The organism is Actinoplanes palleronii, assembly GCF_016862315.1.
Classification (GTDB): Bacteria; Actinomycetota; Actinomycetes; order Mycobacteriales; family Micromonosporaceae; genus Actinoplanes; species Actinoplanes palleronii.
Genome location: NZ_BOMS01000137.1, coordinates 18045 through 38982 on the forward strand (window position 1 = coordinate 18045; position 20938 = coordinate 38982).

Below are 20938 nucleotides of genomic sequence, written 5' to 3' on the forward strand. Positions count from 1 at the left end.
CGGCGGCGGGCGGCTCTTCCGTCGTACGGAAGAAGCGGGAACGATGAGCGGCGCGGTCCTCAGCCGGTGAAATAAAGCCAGAAAGCGACGGTCGTCTCGGGTTCCGCGTCGTCGGACCAGGTGGTCGGGCCGCCGGCGAACTCGCGATGCAGGTAGTCGGCCACGTCGAAGCCGGCGAAGACGATGTCGGTCTGGTGGACCGACAGCACCGGGTGGCCGGACGTGCCGCGACCGGCGGGCAGGAAGCGGTGCGCGTACACCGGAACGAGCCGGGGGACGGTCGCGAGATGAGCGCGGGCCTGATCGAGAACGGTCGCCAGGTCGGCGGGTCGCTCGCCCCAGCCGGGGTACCAGAAGCCGGCGTGTTCGACGTCGAAGAGGACGCCGTCGACCGGGCGGTCGAGCATCGTGCGCAGGGTGTCCGGGTCGCCGTCGCGCCAGTCCGGCCAGCGATCGGCGGTCGGCAGGCAGATGCTGAGAAAGGCCCGGTGGTCGTCGGCGAAGGTGAACCCGAACTGCTGCTCGATCCGGTCGAACTCGGCCGGCGTCAGACCGGGCTGCAGGTGGTGACGCGTGCCGGTGAGGTGGCGGGCCGCCCGCGCGCCCGCGACGACGTCCTCGTCGAACTGGTCGGTCGGCCCACGTCACGCTCCGGGCTGGGCGGCACGGTCATCGGCGGGTGGCGCGCTCCAGTCCGGTTTGCCGCCGGCCGCGGTCGAGGTGACGTCGGGGCCGATCAGGAGGAAGTGGGCCTCGTCGCCGTCGACGCGGGGGCAGTGCTCGACGCCGCGGGGGATGACCAGCAGGTCGCCGGGCGTCAACGGGACGTCGCCGTCGCGCAGTTGGATCGTCATCCGGCCGTACAAAAGCAAGAATGTCTCGTCTTGATCGTCGTGGGAATGCCAATGTGTGGATCGGGTTCCCTTCGCGACCTTGAGCAGGTTGCCGTTGGCCGCGGCGAGCACGCGCTGGGACCAGAACTCGGTGAGGCCGGCCGCTTCGTCGGCCAGGGCGAACTTTGTGAGCATGCACCGATCCTGACCGGGGAACGACCGGCCCGGCACTGGTAGAAATGACCAATGCCGCAAGGATCCTCACACCGGGTTGTCCTCGTCGTCGACGAACAGTCCAACCCGTTCGAGATCGGCTGCGCGTGCGAGATATTCGGCGGTCCGCTGCGGCCCGAGATCGGATTTTTACTGTACGACCTGAAGGTCGTCGCTCCCCGCGCATCGACGCCCATGCGTGACGCACTGTTCAGCATCGGCGCGGTGGGGCGCCTCGACGAGATCGACGAAGCGGACACCGTGATCGTGCCGAACCGGCCGTACGTCGAAACGCCCTCCCGCCCGGCCCTGCTCGCGGCCCTGCGCCGCGCGCACCAGCGCGGCGCCCGGATGGTCGGCCTGTGCACGGGCGCGTTCACCCTGGCCGAGGCCGGCCTGCTCGACGGTCGCCGGGCCACCGTGCACTGGAACCTGGCGGACGAGTTCCGGGCGCGCTTCCCGGCGGTGCGGCTGGAACCCGACGTGCTGTTCGTCGACGACGGTGACGTGCTGACCTCGGCGGGCAGCGCCGCGGCGCTCGACCTGGGGCTGCACCTCGTCCGGCGCGACCACGGCGCGGAGATCGCCAACCACGTCAGCCGCCGCCTGGTCTTCGCCGCCTACCGCGACGGCGGCCAGCGCCAGTTCGTGGAACGCCCGATGCCGCCAGCCGCCGACCAGTCCCTCGCGCCGATGATGGCCTGGGCCCAGCAGTGCCTGGACGAGCCGCTGACCGTGGCGGACCTCGCGCGGCGGTGCGGGATGAGCGTGGGCAGCCTGCACCGGCGGTTCCGTGCCGAGATCGGCACCACCCCGCTGGCCTGGCTGACCGTGGAGCGCGTCACGCTGGCCTGCCGCCTGATCGAGCAGGGCGGTCACGGCCTGGAAGCCGTCGCGCGCCGCGCCGGGCTGGGCACCGGCGCGAACATGCGCGCCCTGTTCCAGCGGCACGTGGGCGTGAGCCCGGCGGATTATCGGCGGCGCTTCTATGGCCCCGCACCGTTGCCCAGCGACCGGGATGCAACGGACAGGACCAGCTGACCCCGCCACCCGCCCGAGTGTGCCCGGCTGGTTCTGGCGGCCGTTATGCGGGTCTCATTCGGGCCGCTGTGTCCAGCCGGGTGCGCCCCGGCTGGTTCTGGTGGCCGTTATGCGGGTCTCATAAGGGCCGCTGTGTCCAGCCGGGCGGCTCCGATCAGCGAGCCTGATCGACGAAGCCGAGGCGGCGGTTCATCGCGATGGCGGTGTGGTTCTCCGGGTGGTGGAAGGCGACGAGTCGCTGGCAGCCTGCGGAGCGGGCGAAGCGGATCGCGAGGAGTTTCAGCGCGAGGGACAGTCCCTTGCCGCGGTGCGGGGCGAGCACGCCGGTCATCTCCGAGAACGCTTCGTCCTGGTGGACGGACGTGGCGGACATGCCGATCCAGTCACCGTCGAGGACGGCGATGACGACACCCTCCGGGTCATACGTCGGCACGTCGATGCGCTGGGCGACGTACTCGTCGTACGCATAGAAGGGTCCGCGATTCGGGATGTCGGCCGAGCAGGTCTTGTTGAGCTCGTAGAGCGCGCGGCGGTCGCCCAGCTCGGCCATCGTCGAGAAGCGGATGTCCGCGGATCGGGCGCGGTGCAGGTAGTGCTCGAAGCTCGCGTCGTCGAACCGTGTGATGTCCAGTTCAAGCTTGACCCAGTCGACCATGGGAACGAACTCTACCGATGTCGATGGCCTGGTCGAGCTGCCGCATCGTCTCGGCCGGCAGCGTGGTCACGCGCTCGGTCAGGGCACCGGGTTCGACGGTCAGTTCCCAGGTGCAGAAGATGTGGCCGTTGCGGGGGAGCGCCACCCGCACCACGCCGACCTGGTGGAGGGTCTCACTCAGGTCGATGGGTACCTCGATGCCGACGAGTGGGCCGGTGTCCGCGACCGGACGGGCCTCGGCCGCCTGCTCCGGGGTGAGGATGACGAAGCCCCGCTTCTGTTCCGCGGTGGCCGGCGCGACGATCTGCACCGCGTCCCCGTGGTCGGAGATCAGCACGACCGGCCACTCGGTGTCGAGCGGTGTCCACCAGACCTCGCCGCGTTTCACGCCGTCTCCCCACCCGGTCGGTCCGCCGGAGCATAGCGGGCCGTACGAGAACCGCAGTGACGTCCCGGCCCTCGGTCTGGAGGTGGACGACGGCATGGTGATCTTCCATGCGGCGGACCCGGCGGTCGCCGAGGCGGTCTGGGGTTTCCGGTGGGTGCCGGCAATCCGGACCCGCCCACGTCCGTCGACAACGGGGCGGGCTGGCGGCCCTACCTCGATCATCTGTCGCTGACCTGCGTGGACATTACGAGGGGTTCACCTCGCTCTGTTCGGCCGGGTTCCCGGCGTGCTGAGCCGCGACAAAGTTGGCAACGATTTTCATTACGAAAACGCGTGTTTCGCTTGCACGGCTCCTCGGCCGTCACTAGCTTCTCGGTAATGAAAATCGCTTTCACTGGCAAGGGCGGCAGTGGCAAGAGCACCCTGGCCGCGCTCTTCGTCGGACACCTGCGCGCCACCGGCCGCCGGGTCCTGGCGATCGACGCCGACGTCAACGTGCACCTCGCCCCGCTGCTCGGGGTCACCGCCGACCGGGGGGCCGCGCTGTCACATCCGGACAATGCCACGTCCGTGCGCCGCCACCTGATGGGCACCAACACCCTGGTCGGCGCGGTCGAGCACTTCGTCGCCACCACCCCGCCCGGTCCCGGCTCGCGCCTGGTCACCCTCGATCCCGCCGACCCGGTGCTGGCCGGGCACGGTGTGGCGCTCGACGAGCGCACCCACGTCATGCACGTGGGCACCTACGAGCCGGAGGACATCGGCGGCGGCTGCTACCACGGCCACCTGGCCATCCTGGAGAACCTGCTGTCGCACCTGCGGGCGCAGCCCGGCGACTGGGTGGTCTGCGACATGGTGGCCGGTACCGACGCGTTCGCCAACTCGCTGCACGCCCAGTTCGACGCGATCGTGGTGGTCGTCGAACCCACGCCGGAATCGGTCACGGTGGCCCGCCGATACCGGGAACTGGCGGCTGCGGCAGGCGTCGAGGACCTGCTGATCCTGGTCGGCAACAAGGTGGTCGACGAGGTCGACGTCGACTACCTGCGCCGCGAGTTGGGTGCTGAACCGCTCGCGGTGCTGCCGGCCCAGGCCGGCCTGCGACGGGCCCGGCAGGACGGGCGGTGCCCGCGGACCGAGGACCTCGAGGACGTCGGTCCGCTGCGGACCATCGCCGACGCGGTGCGACCGGTGTCCGTGCCCCGGCGAGACGCCTACCTGCGCGAACTGCACCTGAAGCTGGCGCAGAAGGACTGGGTGCGCAGCCTGCACGGCGACGTGGCCGGTCAGGCGGTCTGACCGGTCAGGCGGTCTGGCCGGGGAACAGCCGGTCGATCTGGTAGTCGATGGTGGCCAGGGCTTCCTCGGGGGTCCGGCCACCCACCAGCACGATCGAGGAGAGCCCGGCGGCCAGCGCGGCCAGCCCGCGGGCCTCGAGATCGGGATCGATCGCGGCGGGCACCAGATCGCGCGCCTGACCCGCACGCAGTTGACCCGCGATCAGGTTCTCCAGCATGTGCTGCGGGTTGTCGGCGTCGGCGGCCGTCAGGGTGGCATCGGTCAGCGCAGCGGCGTAGTAAGCAGCGTGCACCCGGCTCAGCAGCAGACTGTCCGGATCGGTCGGCAGCAGCTCGTGCAGGCAGATCCGGACCACCTCGACCGGCTCCGGCGTGCGCCCCAGCTCGCCGAACCGGCTGCGCATCCGCTCACCGGCGGTGACCGCGGCGAGCTCGAACGCGTACACCAGCATCTGGTGTTTGGTCGTGAAGTAATACTGCACGAGCCGCATCGACACCTCGGACTCCGCCGCGACCTCGCGCAACGTGGCCGCGGGCAGCCCGCGCTCGGCGGCGATCCGCCACACTCCCGCGGCGATCTGCCGCCGTCGTACTTCATGATCCACCCGCTTCGGCATCGCACCACTGTGCCATCTCCGGTTATGATACATCTGCATCATAAAAAATCCTCACCCGGAGGTGCAAGTGCGCAGGCTCAGCTGGAGTGTGTTGGCACTGGCCGCGATGCTGGTGGTGCCCGCTGTCCCGGCCGCGGCCGCCGGTCCGATCGTGCGGACCGACCAGGGCCAGATCAAAGGCACAGTCAAAACCGGATTTCGTACGTTCGAAGCCGTCCCGTACGCCGCACCCCCGACCGGCGAACGCCGCTGGCGGGCCCCGCAACCGGTGACCGCCTGGCGCGGCGTGCGCGACGCGACCGCACCGCACGAGCGCTGCGCGCAGAACCCGGTCTTCGGCGCGCCCACCGGCGACGAGGACTGTCTCTATCTCAACGTCACCGCGCCGACCACGCCCGGCCCGCACCCGGTGCTGGTGTTCCTGCACGGCGGCAGCTTCCAGAACGGCTCGGCCACCGACTACGACCCGGCCCGCCTGGCCACCCACGGCGACCTGGTCGTGATCACCGTCAACTACCGGCTCGGCGTGCTCGGCTATTTCGGACTGCCCGGGCTCGCCGGCTCCGGCACGTTCGGCCTGCAGGACCAGCAGGCGGCGCTGCGCTGGGTGCGGCACAACGCGGCCGCGTTCGGCGGCGACCCGCGCAACGTCACCCTCGACGGCGAGTCGGCCGGCGCGGAGAGCGTCTGCGCACAGCTCACCTCGCCGTCCGCCCGGGGGCTCTTCGACAAGGCGATCATGCAGTCCGGGTCGTGCCTGGACAGCTGGCCCGACGGGTTGTTCCTGCCCAGCATGGGTGCCGGAGTGCCGTTCACGTCCCGGGCGACCGTCGAGCGCAACGGTTCCGCGTTCGCCGCCACGCTCGGCTGCCCGCCGACGCAGGCGGTCGCGTGCCTGCGCGGCAAGGACCCGCTCGCGCTGCTCGGCGCGACGAGGGCCTTCACCACTCCCGCCTACGGCACGGCCCTGCTGCCCGACTCGCCAGCCGTGGCGCTGCGGGCAGGCAGGGCGGCCCGGGTGCCGGTGCTCAGCGGGACCAACCTCGACGAGCACCGCGCGTTCACCGGCGTGCAGGAGCTGTGGCTGGGCGCGCCGCTCACTGCGGCCGACTACGCGGCGATGCTGGATTCCGCGTTCGGTGACCGGGCCGCCGACGTCGCCGCTCGATATCCGGCCGGGTCGTATGAAACACCGGGTCTGGCCTGGGCGGCGCTCGCCACCGACCGGATCTGGGCGTGCCCGTCGCTGGCCACCCGGCGCCTGCTCGCCCGGCACGCGCCGGCCTTCGGCTACGAGTTCGCCGAACGGCACAGCCCGGCGGTGTCCGATACGTATCCGTGGGGCGCCGCACACGGTTACGAGCTGCCATATCTCTTCGACGTGGCCGGCTTCACCACGGTCGGCGACGTCCAGGCGAATCTGGCCGACGACATGATCGACGCCTGGTCCCGGTTCGCGGCGACCGGGCGGCCGGGGTGGGCAGCGATGCCCGCACACCGGGTGTTCGCCGCCGACCGTGACGGAGGCGTCGACCTGGCGGCCGAGCACCAGTGCGGATTCTGGGCCGGCCTCTGATGCCCGAGGTCTGATGTCCGGCGCTTGCGGGCCTGCCGGTGCCGCTGCTGCGTCCGGTGGTTGTCGCCTCGGTGTCGTCGCCGTTGGAGCCGTTGGTCGTGGTCTCGGGAGGGTCGCGGCTGGTTCCGCTGGTCGTCGTTTCTGGAGCGTTGCTGCTGGTTGCGGTGGTCGTCGCTTCGGGAGGGGTGTCGGGGTCAGGTCCAGTGGATCGGGTTGTCGGTGGACAGGGCTGCGGCGCACAGTCGGCGCAGCATGCCCAGCAGGTGGTCGAAGTCCGCCGCCGACCGCGGTCTGACCTGGACCGTGAACCGCTGCGGCGGGGTCGGCAAGTAGTTGGCGATCGGTGTCATTGCCAGCCGCACGCTGTGCCCCTCGCCGGTGAGTTCCAGCTCGCCGCCGGGCAGGACCCGCTGCTCGAAACAGGCCGCCCGGAAGAGCGTGCCGGGTGGCTCCGTCGTCCTGTCGAGGACGAAGAAGCCGTCCGGATCGACCCCGATGTGGAGGTCCCGGCCCCAGATGAACACGCCGCCGTGGCCGGCGACGTAGGAATGCAGCGCGTCCCCGGACGCCTCGTCGACCAGGACGACCTCGTCGGCCAGCCGCGCGCCGTTCTCGAAGTGATCCAATTCGGCCAGCACCCGGGGCACCTCGTCAGCGGGGATCCAGCCGTCGTTGGTCTCCGGCAGGTATCTGAGCAGCACCGGGAAGTCCGCCGCGCCCGCCGCCCGCAGGGCCTGCTGGAAGATTCGGATGCCGGCCCAGGACCCGATCTCCTCGCGGCGGATTTGCATGTGGTCGTGCGGGCAGCCGTGCTCCAGCCAGTGCTCGACGTCGCCGTGCGCGTTCGCGGTCTCCCGGCTCCAGGGCTCCAGCAGACCGAGCCGGCCGTCCTCGTCGAAACCGACCGGGCCGACCGGCGGCGCTGGCGCCAACCCGTCCTTCCAGCAGCGGCAATGCACGTATGCGCTGACTCCCACGGCCGACAACCTAACCGGCGTTGTCACAAACGGCGGTCCCGCCCGGTCTGCCTGGTGTGTACATCCCCGTCATGCTCCTTCTCCCGTCGGCGTGCTGATTTTGATCACCGTGCCCGGCCGGTGCGAACCCGCAGGTTGCGGGCAGCGCCGTGGCGCCGGCTGGACTACGCCGCCGCGGGCCTCGTCGCGGTGGCGATCAGCGCGCTCGACGGGATCCTGCTCGCCGTGCACCGGATCGCGGCGTCGCGGGGTGTCGGCCACAACACTCGGGACCTGGCCGAGGACGAAGCCTTGATGTAGGACCGATACATCGAACTCTACGAAGCAGTCGTCAATGCGAGGAGCTGTCATGACCGAACCGACCTTTGTGATCGTGGGCGCCAGCCTGGCCGGGGCCAAGGCCGCCGAGACGCTGCGCGAGGAGGGCTTCACCGGCCGGATCGTGCTGCTCGGCGACGACCACCACCGGCCCTACGAGCGGCCGCCGCTGTCCAAGGATCTGCTGCTGGGCAAGGCGGAGGCCGGCGTTCCGTACGTGCACGAGGCCGGCTGGTACGCCGAGCACGACGTCGACCTGCGCGTGGGGACCCGGGTCATCCACGTCGATCGGGAGCGGAAGACCGTGCGGACCGCTGCGGGGGAGGAGATCGGCTATCACCGACTGCTGCTGGCCACCGGCTCGCGGCCCCGTGACCTGCCGGTGCCCGGCGCGGAGCTGGGCAACGTGCTCACCCTGCGTACCCTCGACGATTCTGACCGGCTCGCCGAGATCTTGACCGATGGCGCCCGGCTGACCATCGTCGGCTCCGGCTGGATCGGCCTCGAGATCGCCGCGGCGGCACGCGGCCGGGGCGTCGCGGTGACCGTCGTGACCCCGGAATCCGCGCCGCTGCAGCACGTGCTCGGCGACGAGCTGGCGGCGGTGTTCGGGTCCTTGCACCGCACGCACGGTGTGGACTTCCGCTATCGGACCCACGTCGCCGAGCTGCGTGGTGACGGCGACGTCGCGCAGGTCGTGCTCGACGACGGCACCGTCCTGGACACCGACTACGTCCTGATCGCCGTCGGTGCGGCACCGAACGTGGAACTGGCCGAGCAGGCCGGCCTGGCCGTCGACGGCGGGGTGCTCGTCGACGCCCACCATCGCACCAGCGACGCGGACATCTTCGCGGCCGGCGACATCGCGAACATCGACCATCCGCTGCTGGGGCATCGCGTCCGGGTCGAGCACTGGGCCAACGCGCTGCAGTCCGGTCCCGCGGCGGCCCGAGCGATGCTGGACCGGGGCACGCCCTGGGACCACCTGCCGTATTTCTTCACCGACCAGTACGAGCTCGGCATGGAGTATGCCGGCTGGGTGCCGCCGGGCGGGCAGTCCGAGCTGGTGGTCCGGGGAAGCCTTGACGCTCTCGAGGCCGTCGTCTTCTGGACCGTCGAGGGCCGGGTGGCCGCCGGCATGAACATCAACGTCTGGGAGGTCACCGATCAGATCCAGGATTTGGTACGGGCGGGGTTGGCCGGGCAGCGGATCGATCTGGCCAGGCTGGCCGATGCGGCGGTCGAGCTACCGGAGCTGCTGAAATGACCACCAGCGTGGCCGTGCTCGGGGTCGATGGTTTGTCCGATCAGGCGGTGATTGGTGCTGATCATGCCGAATTACTGGTTCAGACGTGAGTGGTGGCCGAGAGTGAGGAGATAGTGAACCCGGCCGGCCCCGTGGAGTGGCTCGATGTCGCACGATTCTCGTCAGCAGCACGGCTCAGTACGGACTGCCCGATCTCGCCGGCCGGTCCGGGCCGCCCGACCCGTGTCGCCGCTCAAGGTGTCGCTGGCGGTCGTGGCGTCGCTCGTCGTGGTGGTCGCGCTGTTCGCGGCCGGCATCGCCGCCGAGCAGTACAGCCATACGCGGTCGGCCGCCGTCACGGCCACCACCAGCCCGCCGGCGAAGGTCGTCCCGGCCGGGCCCGGCTTCGGCGACGCCGTCCGCGACGGCAAGTTCCAGTTCGTGGTCTCCGCGATGGACTGCTCCCGGACGAGCATCGGTGTCGAGCGCCTCAAACGCACCGCCGCGGGCAAGTTCTGCGTGATCAGCCTGTCGGTGCGCGACATCGGCGACGGCACGAAATATTTCATCGGCTACCCCCAGAAGGCGCGGGACGCGTCGGGCGGCGAATACCGGATCGACGAGCTGGCCAGCCTCTACGCCAATCACGGCACTGACGCGTTCTTGAAGAAGCTTGCCCCGGGCAAGAAAGCGACAAGCAGCCTCGTCTTCGACGTCCCGAGGGGGGTCACGCTGGCCACCCTGGAACTCCACGACTCGCCGTTCTCCGGCGGCGTAGAGGTCACGCTCAGATAGGCGGCCAGCCCTCCGCGATGGTCAGGCGACCGGGACGGCGTTCGCGGAGTGCCGGGCCGAGTAGGAGCGGCCCGAGTAATCACTGAGCCACTGGTCGAAGTCCTCGGCCGGCATCGGGCGGGCGAAGTGGTATCCCTGGGCGACGTCGCAGCCGAGTTCGCGCAGGGCGGCCACCGCGGCCAGGTCCTCGACGCCCTCGGCGACGACCGACAGGCCCAGGTTGTGGCCGAGCGTGATCGCGGTGCGCACCAGCACGGCGTCGCCGTGGCTGTCGCCCATCGCCTGGACGAACGACTTGTCGATCTTCAGTTCGTCGACCGGGAGGCGTTGCAGGTAGGTCATCGACGAGTGGCCGGTGCCGAAGTCGTCGATCGACAGGCTGATGCCGCCGCTGCGCAGTTCGCGCAACACGGCCAGGGCCTTCTCCGGGTCGGTCATCACCATGCTCTCGGTGATCTCGAACTTGAGCAGCGCGACCGGCAGGCCGACCCGGTGCAGCAGGTCGAAGACCTGGGCCGGGAAGTGCGGGTCGAGCAGGGAGCGGGTGGACAGGTTGACCGCGACCGGGATCGGCATGCCGCGGTCCGACCAGTCCTTCGCCTGGTGTACGGCGATGTCCAGGACGTGGCTGGTCAGCGGACGGATCAGGCTCGTCGACTCGGCCATCGGGATGAACTGGTCCGGCGCGACCCGGCCCAGGCGCGGGTGCTGCCAGCGGATCAGCGCCTCGACGCCGGTGACCCGGCCGCCGGCCAGGTCGATCTTGGGCTGGTAGTGCAGCGAGAGCTGGTCGTCGGCTCCGATCGCGCGGCGCAGGTCGCCGAGCAGTTCGAGGCGGTTGGCGGCGTTGGTGTCGTTCGACGCGTCGTACTGCTGGACCGTGCTGGCCTGTTCGCGGGCCAGGTGCAGGGCCGCGTCGGCGTGCCGCAGCAGGGCGTCGGCCTCGGTGCCGTGCTCCGGTGCGGCGGCCAGCCCGGCGTTCGCCTCGACGTCGAGCTGGAAGTCGTCGATCAGGAAGGTGTGGTGCAACGCGGCCAGCAGCTTATCGGCGGTCTCCCGGGCCGGCTCCAGTTCGATTCCGGGCAGCAGCACGGCGAAGTCGTCGGCGCCGATCCGGGCGACCGTGGCGCCGGTCGGGGCGGCCTCCGAGAGCCGTTCCGCGACCTGGATGAGCAGCAGGTCTCCGTGCCGGTGCCCGAGCACGTCGTTGACGTTCCGGAAGCCCTGCAAGTTGATGATCAGCGCGGCGGCGGGGCGGCCGTTGCGCAGGGCAACCTCGGTGCGCTCGACGAACAGCGCCCGGTTCGGCAGGCCGGTGAGCGGGTCGTGGGTGGAGGCCCGGCGCACCGAGCGGGTGTGACTGCGCCAGCTCACACCGGACACCAGGATGGTCAGCAGCGCGCCCAGCAGCAGCGCGAGCGAGTTGACGCTCAGGCCACGGGACCAGCCGAGCCCGAACGCGGTGGCGGACACCGCGACGTACCAGTCGTTGGCGTTGTTGGTGGCGGTGGGGAGCCGCTGGTAGGCCACCCGCCGGTCGCCCAGCGTGGTGATGCCGGCGAGCTGGCCACCTTCCTTCAACGGGATGAACGAGTCGTCGTCATTGCCGGTGATCGTCGTCGCGGTCCGGGAGTCGACAAGCACCCCGCCGGTGCTCGCGTCGATGATCGAGGCGACCCGGCCACTGGTCGCCGGCAGCCGCAGGCTGTCCAGGGCGATCTCGAAGTGCACCATGCCGGTGTGCCCGGCCGCCGACACCACGATCGAGTTGGAGATGACCGCGTTGTGGGTGTCCGGCGACTGGTAGGCCTTGGTCTGGTAGTCCCGCTCCGGACCGAGTGCGAGTGTCGGGGCGAAGTAGGACATCTTCGTCTCGTCCTGGCGCAGGTTCTTCGTCGCGACCGGCAGGCCGTTGTCGATCCGGGCGATCTGGGAGCCGTCGCGGTCGACGAAGCACGCCTCACCGACCCGGCCCGGGTACAACTGCTCCAGGTACGCGAGCGCGTCGTTGACCCGCTCCAGCAGTGGCCCACCGGCGGCGACCTTCTCTGCCGTGGTGCCGGGCGCCTGGTAGAAGTCGATGAAGACCGGGTTGTCGGCGAGCACTTCGGCGATCGCCCGGGACTGCGCGAAATAGTTGCGCACCGTGGCGACCTGCTGTTGCAGGGCGAGATCGAGGGCGTGGTCCTGCGAGGTGACCTGCTTGTCCCGGGTCGCCAGCACACTGGTGAACACGCTCATCACCAGCACCAGCAGACCGGCGAGGAAGGCCGCGGCGCGCGCGTGACGGACTATCGCCGACCGGCCGATCATCATCCTCCTCAGAACCGATCCCTGTGTCACCATGCCGGTGATCGACCATCGGCGGGCGGTTCTGAGATTTCTCGGGACTAGGCCTGCTTCTGAGGGGTAAACGGCCCGCAACTCGTCCTTGCCGGGACGAGCTTTTCGATCATGGTCAACGGGCTTATCGGCGGTTAAGGCCGAGGCCTGAACCCCAGGTGAGCAATTCCGTGTCGGCGAGCGAGGAGTATCTCCGGTGTACGTCGAGAGTCGTGCCCGGCAGTGACGGGACGCCGATGACGTAGAGGCCGGCGCCGCGGGCCGAGGCCACCCCGGTGCCGGAGTCCTCGAAGGCGACGCTGCGCGCCGGATCCACCCCGAGGCCGTCGCACGCCGCCAGGTAGAGGTCCGGTGCGGGCTTGGGTCGTGAGACGTCCTCGACCGCGTAGACGTGCGAGAACAGCTCGGCCAGCCCGGACTTGGCCAGGGCGGTGTCGACGAAGGCACGGTTGCTGTTGCTGGCTACGGCGATGGGCACCCGGCCGCGTAACGCGGTCACCAGGTCGCGGGCGCCCGGGAGCGCGTCGGCGCCGGCGGCGAGTTCGAGGGCGACCAGGTCGTGGAGCCGGGCGGCCAGGGCGGGACCTTCGCCGGGCAGGTCGAAGTAGGTGGCTATCGCCTCGGCGGCGGTCTCCAGGGTCCGGCCGATGAGCAGCTTCTTCTGCTCCAGCCCGAAGCCGTGGCCGTGCTCGGCGAACAGTGCCGTCTCGGCCCGGGTCCAGCACGTCTCGGTGTCGACGAGCAGCCCGTCACAGTCGAAGACCACGGCCGCGACATTCTCAGGAAGATCCACGCGCCTCACTGTAGGCGGCGCCGCGCAGCGAACGCCGCGCTCCACGCCGAGCGTGATGCCCGCCGAACCCGGCTGGCCGCCAGGGGTGTCTCAGACCCTTTCAGGCACCCTTGCCAACCAGCCGGCGCTCGTGAGCTGGGTGGCAGGTGTGTCTTCGGGGCTTTGAGGGACCCCTGACAACCAGCCGGGGGACGGGGGCGCGTGGCGGTCGAGACGGGGTGCGGGGGTGCGGGGGTGCGGGAGGGCGAGTCAGGCGGCGTGGGGGATGGCGCGCAGGGCCAGGTCGACGGTGGTGTGGAGGGCCTCTCGGGGGGTGCCGGCGGTGGCGTGGACGGCGTTGCCCTCGCTGACGACCATGACGTAGCGGGCCAGCGCCACCGGATCGGTGCCGGGAGGCAGGTCGCCCTCTGCCGCCGCGCGGGTCAGGCGTTCGGCCATCAGGGCCTCGCCGGCCAGTCGGCTGGCGGCCAGGAACTGTGCGGTGTTGCCGTTGTCGCTGCCGCAGGCCAGGCCGCCCTGGATGGACAGGCAGCCGGCCGGGCGGTCGGGCTGAGTCAGCGCGTCGGCGTTGGAACGCAGGAACTTCTCGATCACCGCGTAGGCGGTGGGCTCGGCCAGCGCCTCCCGGGCATACGCCATGTCCTGCTCGGCGTAGCGGGCGACCGCGCGCCGGAACAGCTCGTCCTTGTTGCCGTACGCGGCGTACATGCTGGTCCGGTTGATGCCCATGGCCTCGGTGAGGTCGGTCAGCGACGCGCCCTCGAAGCCGTTGCGCCAGAACACCTCGACCGCGCGGTCCAGGGCCGCGTCCGCGTCGAAGCCCCTCGGGCGACCGCGCTCACGTGTCTTCGCCGTCATCTCGGCGCCCCCTCCCGGGTGATCCAGCTCATCTTAACCGATCGGTACAGAAATAAGCCGGCGTGTGCTAGCGTTCCTGATATCAGTACCGAGCGGTACGGAAATGGAAGTGCTGGTCATGAGCAATCTAGGGCGGGTCGGCGTGTGGAGCATGGAGTTGCGCTCCGCCGGGCGGCCGCAGGTCCGGGACGCCGCGGCGGAACTCGGTGAACTCGGCTGGAACACCATCTGGTTACCCGGCCTGGACGGCGGTGGCGTGCTCGACGACGTCGATCACCTGCTGGGTGCGGCGCCGGGCAGCCGGGTGGTCACCGGCGTGCTCAACATCTGGGGGCAGTCGGCCGCTGCGCTGACCGGGCGGGTCGCCGAGCTCGACGCGAAATACGGGGCACGGACCGTGGTCGGGCTGGGCATCGGCAGTCCGGCCGGTGCCACCGCGCACGGGCAGGACTACGGCAAGCCGGTCACGTCGATGGCGCGTTACCTGGACGAGCTGACTCCGGGGCGCGAGCCCGGGACCGGGCGCGGCCGTGGGACCGACCGACAGCCCGGCCTGGGTGCCGACCGGCTGCTGCTCGGCGCGCTCGGGCCGAAGATGGTCGACCTGGCAGTGGCCCGCACGGGCGGGTGGCATCCGTTCCTGGTGACGCTGGCGTACGTCTCGGCGTACCGAAAAATGGTCGGACCGGAACCACTGATCGCGCCGCACCAAGCGGTCGTCCTGGACACCGATCAAAATCGGGCACGGGCGGCAGCCCGCGCCGGGATCGGCATGTTCCTGGGCTTTCCCACCTACCGCAACAACCTGAAACGCCTGGGGTTCGGCGACGACGACCTGGTGCCCGGCGGCAGTGATCGGCTGATCGACGCGCTCGTCGCGCACGGCACGGCCGAGGACGTCGCCCGCCGCGTGCAGGACCACCTCGACGCCGGCGCCGATCACGTCGCCCTGCACGTGATCACCTCGGGTGGCTCCGGCCTGCCGCTCGCCCAGTGGCGCGAGCTGGCGTTCCTCAACCACTGACCGCTTCCGAGATCAACTGACCGCAGCCGGGGTCACCAGGCCGCGGCCGAAGACAACCGACCGATTTTCAGCAAAGGAAGACCCACCATGTCTCAGTTCACCGGCAAGACCGCCCTCGTCACCGGCGCCACCTCGGGCATCGGCCTGGCCGCCGCCCGCCGCCTCGCCGCCGACGGCGCACACGTCTTCCTCACCGGGCGCCGTCAGGACGCCCTCGACGCCGCGGTCGCCGCGATCGGCGCCAACGCCACCGGTGTCCGCGCCGACGTGGCGAACCTCGACGACCTGGAGCGGGTCGCCACCGCGATCCGTGAGCGGGGCGCCGGGCTCGACATCCTGTTCGCGAACGCCGGCGGTGGCGAGTTCGCCGCGCTCGGCGAGATCACCTGGCAGCACTACGCCGACACGTTCAACACCAACGTCGGCGGCACGCTGTTCACCGTGCAGGCCGTGCTCCCGCTGCTCAACCGGGGCGCCTCGGTGATCCTGACCAGCTCCAACATCGACACCAAGGGCGCCGCGTCGTTCAGCGTCTACGCCGCGACCAAGGCCGCGCTGCGGTCGTTCACCCGCAGCTGGGCGGCCGAGCTGGTGGGCCGCGAGATCCGGGTCAACAGCATCGCGCCCGGACCGATCGAGACGCCCGGCCTGACCGGGCTCGCGCCCGACGCCGAGGCCGCCGAGCAGCTGCTCAAGGGCCTGGCCGCCGGGGTGCCGATGAACCGGCTGGGCCGGCCCGAGGAGATCGCCGACGCGGTGGTGTTCCTGGCGTCGAGCGCCAGCACGTTCATGACCGGCGCGGAGATCTACGTGGACGGCGGCGCCAGCCAGGTCTGACCGGCAACGGTCAGGACGGCAGCAGGCGGATCGTCAGAGCCGAAGTGGTCGTAAGCAATGCCGATGCCGGGGTGCACACCGGCATCGGCCGTGCGGAAGACCACGTCCCGCTCCACCCGCGGGTCCGTGCTCATGGGTTCCTCACCTCGGTGGGCACGGCGGTCCAGCTGGCCAGCAGGTCGAGCGCCTCGCGGGACCTGCTGCCGGGCTCGGCGGTGTAGGCGTTGAGCCGCAGGCCGGGGTCGGTGGTCAGGTCCAGCGACTCGTAGGCCAGGGTCAGCGGGCCGACCTCCGGGTGGTGCATGTACTTGACCCCGCTGCGGTGCAGGCGCACGTTGTGCGCGGCCCACCAGGTCCGGAACACCTCACTGCGGGTGGACAACTCACCGATCAGGTCGGTCAGACCCCGATCGTACGGATCACGCCCCGCCTCGGCGCGCAGCAACGCGACGGTATCCGCGGCCAGCTGCTCCCAGCCCACGTAGAACGTCTGCGCGGCCGGGTCGAGGAAGATGAACCGGGCGAGGTTGGGCACCGGAGCGGCCGTGGCGAACAGGGGCGCGAACACCGCGCGGCCGAGCTGGTTCGCGCCGAGCACGTCGAGCCGGCCGTTCCGGACGTACGCCGGAGCCATCGTCATCGCGTCGAGAAGAACCTGGACGCCGGGCCGCAACAGTGCGCCCGGCCTTCGTCTGCCGCGGCTCGCCGCGGCGCTGGTGTTGGCGGCCCGGGCCAGGTCGAACAGGTGGACCCGCTCGGCCTCGTCCAGCTGCAGGGCGCGCGCGAGGGCCTCGAGCACACTGTCCGAGACGCCGGAGAGGTTGCCCCGCTCGAGCCGGGTGTAATAGTCGACGCTGACCCCGGCCAGCATCGCCACCTCCTCGCGGCGCAGCCCGCTGACCCGGCGGTGACCGCCGTAGTCGGGCAGACCGGCCCGCTCCGGGGTGATCTTCGCCCGGCGGGTGGTCAGGAAGTCGCGGATCTCGGTTCGGCTGTCCACCCCTGCGACGCTACGTCGGCGGCCGGGGATCAGGCAGGTACTGCCATTACCGGTGTCCGTCGGCCCTACCGTGGCGCCGCGCGCCGCCACAGGATGCGGAGATGACTCTCTACTGGTTGCCCCTCGGCGCGGGCGGCGCTCGCGTGGTGCGCTGGAGCGGCGCCTGCTACGAGACGATGAGTGCCCGCCGGGAGCACCGCGCTCCCCGCGACCTGTACCACTGCGCGCTGGCGGTCGGCGAGTACGTGATCGAGATGGCCCCGGTCTGGAGTCTGCGCGAGCCGAACCGCGGGGTGGTCGCCGAGGGGCCGGTCGGACTGCGGTGGCTGGGCCGGTCCGCGCTGTTCCGTTACGAGGTGCGGCGCTGGCGTCACGGCCGGATCCCGGACGCCGCGTTCGCCGTCGGCGGTCCCGTGCCGCTGAGCACCGACCCGGAGCTGGCCGCTCGGCTGCTCGCGCTGGTGCCGTCGTTCCCGACGGCGACCTGGGGCCGCGACGAGCTCGGCACTGGCGACATGTGGAACTCCAACTCGCTGATCTCCTGGCTGCTGACCCGGGCCGGCTACCCGGCCGGTGACGTACCGCTGCCGGTCGGCGGGCGCGCCCCCGGCTGGTCCGCCGGCCGTGTCGTGGCGTTAACGGGTGGCTCGCGGGGGCCGGTTCGGCCAGGATCGGAGCATGACAACTGAGCGAGTGGTCGGCTACAACGGCAGCTGGGTGAAGCCCGAGGACGATCCGCGGGCCACCGAGAGCCCGGACGGTGAGCTGGCGACGATCCGGCTCTACCTGACCAACTACCGGCTCACGTTGGACCTGAAGTGCCAGGGCCTGACCCCGGAGCAGCTGGCCACCCGGTCGGTGCCGCCGTCCACGATGAGCCTGCTCGGGCTGGTCCGGCACATGGCCCAGGTCGAGCACGGCTGGTTCCGGCGGTCCCTGCAAGGTCTGCACGACGAAGCACGGCCGTACTGGTCCGACGACAACAAGGATCTCGACTTCGACGGCGCGGTGGCGGATGCGGCCGTGGTCGAGGACGCGTTCGCCAGCTGGCGGGAGCAGATCGCGTCCGCCGACCGGTGGCTGGACGAGCTGACCGACCTCGGCGCTTTCGTGGTGATGCCCGGCGGCGACCGGTACACCGTCCGCGACATCCTGATCCACATGGTCGAGGAGTACGCCCGGCACGCCGGGCACGCCGACCTGCTGCGCGAGTGCATCGACGGCCGCACCGGCCAGTGACCGCGGGCTGCTGCTCGCGGTCACGCTGATCGGCGCCCGGCCGCGGGTGGCCGCGGAACCCGCGCCGGCCGGGATCCTATGATCACCGGATGTTCGGACGCTCCCGCAAGCCGTTCCTCCCGGATCTCGACCCCGGCCAGGCTGACCTGTACATGCGCAACGCGCGCGACCGGGCGTTACGCGGTGACTGGCCGGCCGCCCTGCACCTGCTGCAGAGCACCGGGCGGGACTGGGAGCTGCGCAGCCGGCGGCTCGCGGTGCTCGGGATCGCGGCCGGGCACCACCCGCACTGGGTGCACACGTGGGAGGCGACAGTGCCCGGCGACGCGACAGTCGCGATCCTGCGGGCCGAAGGCCTGACCGAGCTGGCCGGTCAGGCGCGGGGCGGCGCGTCCGCGCGGAACACCAGTCCGGAGCAGTTCCATGAGTTCCACCGGCTGTCCGCCCTCGCGGCCGAGGCCGGGCAGCGGGCCGTGGAGCTCAACCCGGACGATCCGTACCCGTGGGTGACCAGGCTGGACGCGATGTTCGCCAACGGGCGTCAGCACCGCGAGGAGTTCGACACGGCGCTGGGCGAGGCGCTGGCGCGCGATGAGTTCCACTTCGAGGCGCACCTGATGGCGGTGTCGTTCCGCTGCCAGAAGTGGTTCGGTTCGCACGAGGAGATGTTCGCGGCGGCCCGTGAACCGGCCGCCGCCGCGCCGCCCGGTTCGTCGGTGACCCTGCTGCCGCTGCTGGCCCATTTCGAGTACGCGCTGCGTGAATACGGATTCGAGTCCCGTGCCGAGTCGCTCGCCGCGAAGACGGACTACTTCCGCCGCCCCGAAGTGATCCAGGAGATCGAGTGGTGCGCGGGCAAATGGCGCGCGGCCGGCGAGCCTCGCCTGATCGGACGGGGTGTCACGCTGCGGCACTGGCTGGCGCTCGCCAACCACCTGGCCGACCGGGACCGCGCCGGCACCAAGGCGCTGCTCGCGCAGATCGGGCCGTATCTCGGGAGCACACCGGCGTACGGATACTTCTGGATGGAGCAGGCCGCCGGCTTCGAAGCGGTCTCACGATGGGTCCGGTGACCGATCACGCATGATCATCCGGGTGGGCGGGTAGAGCATGCCTGTGACCTCGGACGAAGCAACTCGCCGGCAGCGGACCACCGCCGCCATGCACGACACCGCCGACCAGTTGGAGATCACCGAGGCGATGCTGCACCGCAGCGCGGAGGAATCGCCCGATCCGGCCACCCGAGCCCGGCTGCACGCCCTCGGCGACCGGGTGACCGCGCGGGCCAAGGAGATCGGCCGGCGCGCCGACCGGCTGGTGCGGCGAGCGCCGGACACGACGATCTGAAGCGGTCAGGTCCGGCCGTCGCGCTCCTGCGCCTGCCGCAGCGTCTTGGCATGCGGGACCCAGTCGGCCAGCTGCACCGGATGCCCGTCGCGCCGTAGTCGCGCGACCACCTCCGGATCGTCGTCGACCACCACCGCCACGGTCCCGCCGGCGGCCAGCCGGCGCAGCCGATCACTCTTGTAGTCGCGCGCCGCCCGCCGATCATTATCGGGCCGCATCAGCAGCCGTCCGGCAGGTAGCCCGTGGTCGGCGAACCAGCGTTCGGTCACCACCCGCAGCCGCTCCGGGCGCCCGGTCAGCCAGACCAGTCGATGGTCACGGACATAGCGGTGCACCAGGTCCAGCCCGGGCTGCAACGGCTCGTCACGGTCGGCGGCGGCGAAGAACGCCTGCCAGTTCTTCGGCCGGCTCGCGAGATGCTTCAGCCGATGGCGAACGTCGGCAACCACCCCATCCACATCAAAAACGGCCAGCGGTACATCAGACATGCCCCCATCCTCCCGGACCGCGCAACAGCATTTTTGGTACGAATGCCGAGCGTCCGTCCGTAGGCCACGAGCCGCGTCCCGCCCGTGAGGCCGCCGCGAGACCGTCCCGGCGCGAGGTCGCGGCCGCGCCCGTTTACGATGACGGTCTCCACCGGGGGTGACTGCGATGGACATGCGGCGGGCGTCGTGAGCCGGGAGACCGAGGTGCTCAACCGGCGGCTGCTGCGGGCGCGGGACGCCATCGACCGCGGGTTTGCCCGGCCGCTCGACGTGCGGGCCATCGCGGCGGTCGCGCACCTCTCCCCGGCCCATTTCAGCCGCTGCTTCCGGGACGCGTTCGGGGAGACACCGCACCGCTACCTGCAGCGGCGACGGGTCGAGCGTTCGATGTTCCTGCTGCGCGAGACCGGGCGCAGCGTCACCGAGATCTGCTTCGAGGTGGGTTTCGCCAGCCTCGGCACCTTCAGCCGGACGTTCCGGGTGATCGTCGGGGAAACGCCGTCGGGCTACCGGCGGGGGAACGGGCCGGTGGTCGTGCCCGGCTGTGTGCAGATGGCGCAGTTTCGGATAAGCAGCGGCCCGGCGACCGGTTCTAGCCTGGGCGACGGTCCGGAATCGTCGGCAAAGGAGAACGCGACGTGATCACCACGCTGAACGTGACGTCCATCTACGTTCTTGACAAGGACGAGGCGCTGGACTTCTACGTGGACAAACTCGGTTTGGAGAAGGGCAATGACGTGCGGCAGGGCGACTACCGCTGGCTGACCGTCCGGGTCCCGGGTACGACCGGCACCGAGATCGCTCTGGAACAGCCGGGCGCCCCGCTGCACGACGAGGCGACCGCGGAGCAGCTACGCGAGCTGATCAGCAAGGGTGCGTTGACCGGCCTGGTATTCACGACCGACGACGCGTACAAGCTGTTCGAAACCCTGAGGCAGCGCGGCGTTACGGACTTCACCCAGGAGCCCACGAAGCACTTCTACGGCGTCGACCTGGGCCTGCGCGACCCGTCCGGCAACCCGATCCGCATCGTCCAGCAGGGCGGATGACCG

Annotated in this window: 26 protein-coding genes; 14 read left to right on the top strand and 12 right to left on the bottom strand. The window is 70.7% G+C overall.

The features are described 5' to 3' along the window. Positions 1 to 59: 59 nt before the first annotated feature. Together Apa02nite_RS40735 and Apa02nite_RS40740 are read right to left on the bottom strand one after the other, a co-directional pair. Positions 60 to 407 (bottom strand): hypothetical protein, encoded by a 348-nt coding sequence (locus Apa02nite_RS40735; RefSeq protein ID WP_239164896.1) that lies wholly within the window; start codon positions 405 to 407, stop codon positions 60 to 62. A gap of 237 nt (positions 408 to 644) precedes the next feature. Continuing rightward, entirely contained in the window at positions 645 to 1028 is a 384-nt protein-coding gene (locus tag Apa02nite_RS40740; RefSeq protein WP_203829832.1) for a cupin domain-containing protein, read from the bottom strand. A gap of 213 nt (positions 1029 to 1241) precedes the next feature. Here Apa02nite_RS40740 and Apa02nite_RS40745 point away from each other — a divergent pair, with 213 nt between their 5' ends. After that, positions 1242 to 2087: a GlxA family transcriptional regulator gene (locus Apa02nite_RS40745; protein WP_239164897.1), complete on the top strand. Its 846-nt coding sequence runs from the start codon at positions 1242 to 1244 to the stop codon at positions 2085 to 2087. Between the two features lie 154 nt (positions 2088 to 2241). Here the strand turns inward: Apa02nite_RS40745 and Apa02nite_RS40750 are convergent, their stop codons facing one another. Beyond that, positions 2242 to 2742, bottom strand: coding sequence for a GNAT family N-acetyltransferase (locus tag Apa02nite_RS40750; RefSeq protein ID WP_203829834.1), 501 nt, complete (start codon positions 2740 to 2742; stop codon positions 2242 to 2244). Next, positions 2720 to 3130, bottom strand: coding sequence for a hypothetical protein (locus Apa02nite_RS40755; protein ID WP_203829835.1), 411 nt, complete (start codon positions 3128 to 3130; stop codon positions 2720 to 2722). Before Apa02nite_RS40755 ends, Apa02nite_RS40750 begins: the two co-directional genes overlap by 23 nt. Before the next feature lie 378 nt (positions 3131 to 3508). On the opposite strand from Apa02nite_RS40755, the gene Apa02nite_RS40760 reads away from it, so the two are divergent. Next, a complete protein-coding gene (locus Apa02nite_RS40760) occupies positions 3509 to 4429 on the top strand; it encodes an ATP-binding protein (RefSeq protein WP_203829836.1) in 921 nt (306 codons plus the stop codon). Between the two features lie 4 nt (positions 4430 to 4433). Here Apa02nite_RS40760 and Apa02nite_RS40765 read toward each other — a convergent pair whose 3' ends face one another. Then, a complete protein-coding gene (locus tag Apa02nite_RS40765) occupies positions 4434 to 5045 on the bottom strand; it encodes a TetR/AcrR family transcriptional regulator (RefSeq protein ID WP_203829837.1) in 612 nt (203 codons plus the stop codon). A gap of 67 nt (positions 5046 to 5112) precedes the next feature. Here Apa02nite_RS40765 and Apa02nite_RS40770 point away from each other — a divergent pair, with 67 nt between their 5' ends. Next, a complete protein-coding gene (locus tag Apa02nite_RS40770; RefSeq protein ID WP_203829838.1) occupies positions 5113 to 6621 on the top strand; it encodes a carboxylesterase/lipase family protein in 1509 nt (502 codons plus the stop codon). A gap of 194 nt (positions 6622 to 6815) precedes the next feature. Here Apa02nite_RS40770 and Apa02nite_RS40775 read toward each other — a convergent pair whose 3' ends face one another. Beyond that, positions 6816 to 7598 (bottom strand): hypothetical protein, encoded by a 783-nt coding sequence (locus Apa02nite_RS40775; protein ID WP_203829839.1) that lies wholly within the window; start codon positions 7596 to 7598, stop codon positions 6816 to 6818. A gap of 120 nt (positions 7599 to 7718) precedes the next feature. Here Apa02nite_RS40775 and Apa02nite_RS40780 point away from each other — a divergent pair, with 120 nt between their 5' ends. The 3 genes from Apa02nite_RS40780 to Apa02nite_RS40790 all read left to right on the top strand — a co-directional run bounded on the left by Apa02nite_RS40780 (position 7719) and on the right by Apa02nite_RS40790 (position 9957). Continuing rightward, entirely contained in the window at positions 7719 to 7898 is a 180-nt protein-coding gene (locus Apa02nite_RS40780) for a hypothetical protein (protein ID WP_203829840.1), read from the top strand. A 49-nt stretch (positions 7899 to 7947) separates the two neighbouring features. Beyond that, positions 7948 to 9183: an NAD(P)/FAD-dependent oxidoreductase gene (locus Apa02nite_RS40785; protein WP_203829841.1), complete on the top strand. Its 1236-nt coding sequence runs from the start codon at positions 7948 to 7950 to the stop codon at positions 9181 to 9183. Positions 9184 to 9435: 252 nt separating this feature from the next. Then, positions 9436 to 9957, top strand: a complete 522-nt coding sequence (locus tag Apa02nite_RS40790) for a DUF4352 domain-containing protein (RefSeq protein ID WP_239164898.1) — start codon at positions 9436 to 9438, stop codon at positions 9955 to 9957. Between the two features lie 21 nt (positions 9958 to 9978). On the opposite strand, the gene Apa02nite_RS40795 is transcribed toward Apa02nite_RS40790, so the two are convergent. The 3 genes from Apa02nite_RS40795 to Apa02nite_RS52095 form a co-directional block, all read right to left on the bottom strand. Continuing rightward, positions 9979 to 12273 carry a bifunctional diguanylate cyclase/phosphodiesterase gene (locus Apa02nite_RS40795; protein ID WP_239164899.1) on the bottom strand — a complete coding sequence of 765 codons (2295 nt, stop codon included), beginning with the start codon at positions 12271 to 12273 and terminating at the stop codon, positions 9979 to 9981. Positions 12274 to 12424: 151 nt separating this feature from the next. After that, positions 12425 to 13093 (bottom strand): HAD family hydrolase, encoded by a 669-nt coding sequence (locus Apa02nite_RS40800; RefSeq protein WP_203829843.1) that lies wholly within the window; start codon positions 13091 to 13093, stop codon positions 12425 to 12427. 249 nt (positions 13094 to 13342) lie between these two features. After that, the gene (locus tag Apa02nite_RS52095) at positions 13343 to 13951 is read right to left on the bottom strand and encodes a TetR/AcrR family transcriptional regulator (protein ID WP_203829844.1); all 609 of its coding nucleotides are present in this window, start codon (positions 13949 to 13951) and stop codon (positions 13343 to 13345) included. A gap of 118 nt (positions 13952 to 14069) precedes the next feature. On the opposite strand from Apa02nite_RS52095, the gene Apa02nite_RS40810 reads away from it, so the two are divergent. Next, positions 14070 to 14975: a TIGR03620 family F420-dependent LLM class oxidoreductase gene (locus tag Apa02nite_RS40810; RefSeq protein WP_239164900.1), complete on the top strand. Its 906-nt coding sequence runs from the start codon at positions 14070 to 14072 to the stop codon at positions 14973 to 14975. 87 nt (positions 14976 to 15062) lie between these two features. Then, a complete protein-coding gene (locus tag Apa02nite_RS40815) occupies positions 15063 to 15812 on the top strand; it encodes an SDR family oxidoreductase (protein WP_203829845.1) in 750 nt (249 codons plus the stop codon). Here Apa02nite_RS40815 and Apa02nite_RS40820 read toward each other — a convergent pair. Together Apa02nite_RS40820 and Apa02nite_RS40825 are read right to left on the bottom strand one after the other, a co-directional pair. After that, complete coding sequence (locus tag Apa02nite_RS40820) at positions 15782 to 15946, bottom strand: hypothetical protein (RefSeq protein WP_203829846.1); 165 nt, start codon at positions 15944 to 15946, stop codon at positions 15782 to 15784. The two genes, Apa02nite_RS40815 and Apa02nite_RS40820, sit on opposite strands and share 31 nt — an antisense overlap. Further along, positions 15943 to 16812 carry a helix-turn-helix transcriptional regulator gene (locus tag Apa02nite_RS40825; protein ID WP_203829847.1) on the bottom strand — a complete coding sequence of 290 codons (870 nt, stop codon included), beginning with the start codon at positions 16810 to 16812 and terminating at the stop codon, positions 15943 to 15945. The genes Apa02nite_RS40820 and Apa02nite_RS40825 overlap by 4 nt, the downstream gene beginning before the upstream one ends. Before the next feature lie 101 nt (positions 16813 to 16913). Here Apa02nite_RS40825 and Apa02nite_RS40830 point away from each other — a divergent pair, with 101 nt between their 5' ends. From Apa02nite_RS40830 to Apa02nite_RS40845, 4 genes are all read left to right on the top strand, one after another. Beyond that, positions 16914 to 17501 carry a hypothetical protein gene (locus tag Apa02nite_RS40830; RefSeq protein WP_203829848.1) on the top strand — a complete coding sequence of 196 codons (588 nt, stop codon included), beginning with the start codon at positions 16914 to 16916 and terminating at the stop codon, positions 17499 to 17501. Continuing rightward, positions 17491 to 18051, top strand: a complete 561-nt coding sequence (locus tag Apa02nite_RS40835; RefSeq protein ID WP_203829849.1) for a DinB family protein — start codon at positions 17491 to 17493, stop codon at positions 18049 to 18051. Before Apa02nite_RS40830 ends, Apa02nite_RS40835 begins: the two co-directional genes overlap by 11 nt. An 89-nt stretch (positions 18052 to 18140) precedes the next feature. Next, positions 18141 to 19124 (top strand): hypothetical protein, encoded by a 984-nt coding sequence (locus Apa02nite_RS40840; protein ID WP_203829850.1) that lies wholly within the window; start codon positions 18141 to 18143, stop codon positions 19122 to 19124. A gap of 43 nt (positions 19125 to 19167) precedes the next feature. Next, on the top strand, positions 19168 to 19398 hold the full coding sequence (locus Apa02nite_RS40845) for a hypothetical protein (protein ID WP_157441299.1): 231 nt from the start codon (positions 19168 to 19170) through the stop codon (positions 19396 to 19398). Between the two features lie 5 nt (positions 19399 to 19403). On the opposite strand, the gene Apa02nite_RS40850 is transcribed toward Apa02nite_RS40845, so the two are convergent. After that, the gene (locus Apa02nite_RS40850) at positions 19404 to 19886 is read right to left on the bottom strand and encodes a phosphatase domain-containing protein (RefSeq protein WP_203829851.1); all 483 of its coding nucleotides are present in this window, start codon (positions 19884 to 19886) and stop codon (positions 19404 to 19406) included. 186 nt (positions 19887 to 20072) lie between these two features. Between Apa02nite_RS40850 and Apa02nite_RS40855 the strand changes: the two genes are divergently transcribed. Then, complete coding sequence (locus Apa02nite_RS40855) at positions 20073 to 20528, top strand: helix-turn-helix domain-containing protein (protein ID WP_203829852.1); 456 nt, start codon at positions 20073 to 20075, stop codon at positions 20526 to 20528. Further along, positions 20525 to 20935, top strand: a complete 411-nt coding sequence (locus tag Apa02nite_RS40860) for a VOC family protein (RefSeq protein WP_203829853.1) — start codon at positions 20525 to 20527, stop codon at positions 20933 to 20935. The genes Apa02nite_RS40855 and Apa02nite_RS40860 overlap by 4 nt, the downstream gene beginning before the upstream one ends. The last annotated feature ends 3 nt before the right edge of the window (positions 20936 to 20938 follow it).

Bases quoted from the DNA above. Each gene is read 5' to 3' on its own strand.
- Apa02nite_RS52095 (WP_203829844.1), bottom strand. From the start codon at position 13,951: ATGACGGCGAAGACACGTGAGCGCGGTCGCCCGAGGGGCTTCGACGCG.
- Apa02nite_RS40830 (WP_203829848.1), top strand. From the start codon at position 16,914: ATGACTCTCTACTGGTTGCCCCTCGGCGCGGGCGGCGCTCGCGTGGTG.
- Apa02nite_RS40810 (WP_239164900.1), top strand. From the start codon at position 14,070: ATGAGCAATCTAGGGCGGGTCGGCGTGTGGAGCATGGAGTTGCGCTCC.
- Apa02nite_RS40840 (WP_203829850.1), top strand. From the start codon at position 18,141: ATGTTCGGACGCTCCCGCAAGCCGTTCCTCCCGGATCTCGACCCCGGC.
- Apa02nite_RS40745 (WP_239164897.1), top strand. From the start codon at position 1,242: ATGCGTGACGCACTGTTCAGCATCGGCGCGGTGGGGCGCCTCGACGAG.
- Apa02nite_RS40765 (WP_203829837.1), bottom strand. From the start codon at position 5,045: ATGCCGAAGCGGGTGGATCATGAAGTACGACGGCGGCAGATCGCCGCG.
- Apa02nite_RS40820 (WP_203829846.1), bottom strand. From the start codon at position 15,946: ATGAGCACGGACCCGCGGGTGGAGCGGGACGTGGTCTTCCGCACGGCC.
- Apa02nite_RS40815 (WP_203829845.1), top strand. From the start codon at position 15,063: ATGTCTCAGTTCACCGGCAAGACCGCCCTCGTCACCGGCGCCACCTCG.
- Apa02nite_RS40795 (WP_239164899.1), bottom strand. From the start codon at position 12,273: ATGATGATCGGCCGGTCGGCGATAGTCCGTCACGCGCGCGCCGCGGCC.
- Apa02nite_RS40750 (WP_203829834.1), bottom strand. From the start codon at position 2,742: ATGGTCGACTGGGTCAAGCTTGAACTGGACATCACACGGTTCGACGAC.
- Apa02nite_RS40740 (WP_203829832.1), bottom strand. From the start codon at position 1,028: ATGCTCACAAAGTTCGCCCTGGCCGACGAAGCGGCCGGCCTCACCGAG.
- Apa02nite_RS40735 (WP_239164896.1), bottom strand. From the start codon at position 407: ATGCTCGACCGCCCGGTCGACGGCGTCCTCTTCGACGTCGAACACGCC.
- Apa02nite_RS40785 (WP_203829841.1), top strand. From the start codon at position 7,948: ATGACCGAACCGACCTTTGTGATCGTGGGCGCCAGCCTGGCCGGGGCC.
- Apa02nite_RS40760 (WP_203829836.1), top strand. From the start codon at position 3,509: ATGAAAATCGCTTTCACTGGCAAGGGCGGCAGTGGCAAGAGCACCCTG.
- Apa02nite_RS40850 (WP_203829851.1), bottom strand. From the start codon at position 19,886: ATGTCTGATGTACCGCTGGCCGTTTTTGATGTGGATGGGGTGGTTGCC.
- Apa02nite_RS40835 (WP_203829849.1), top strand. From the start codon at position 17,491: ATGACAACTGAGCGAGTGGTCGGCTACAACGGCAGCTGGGTGAAGCCC.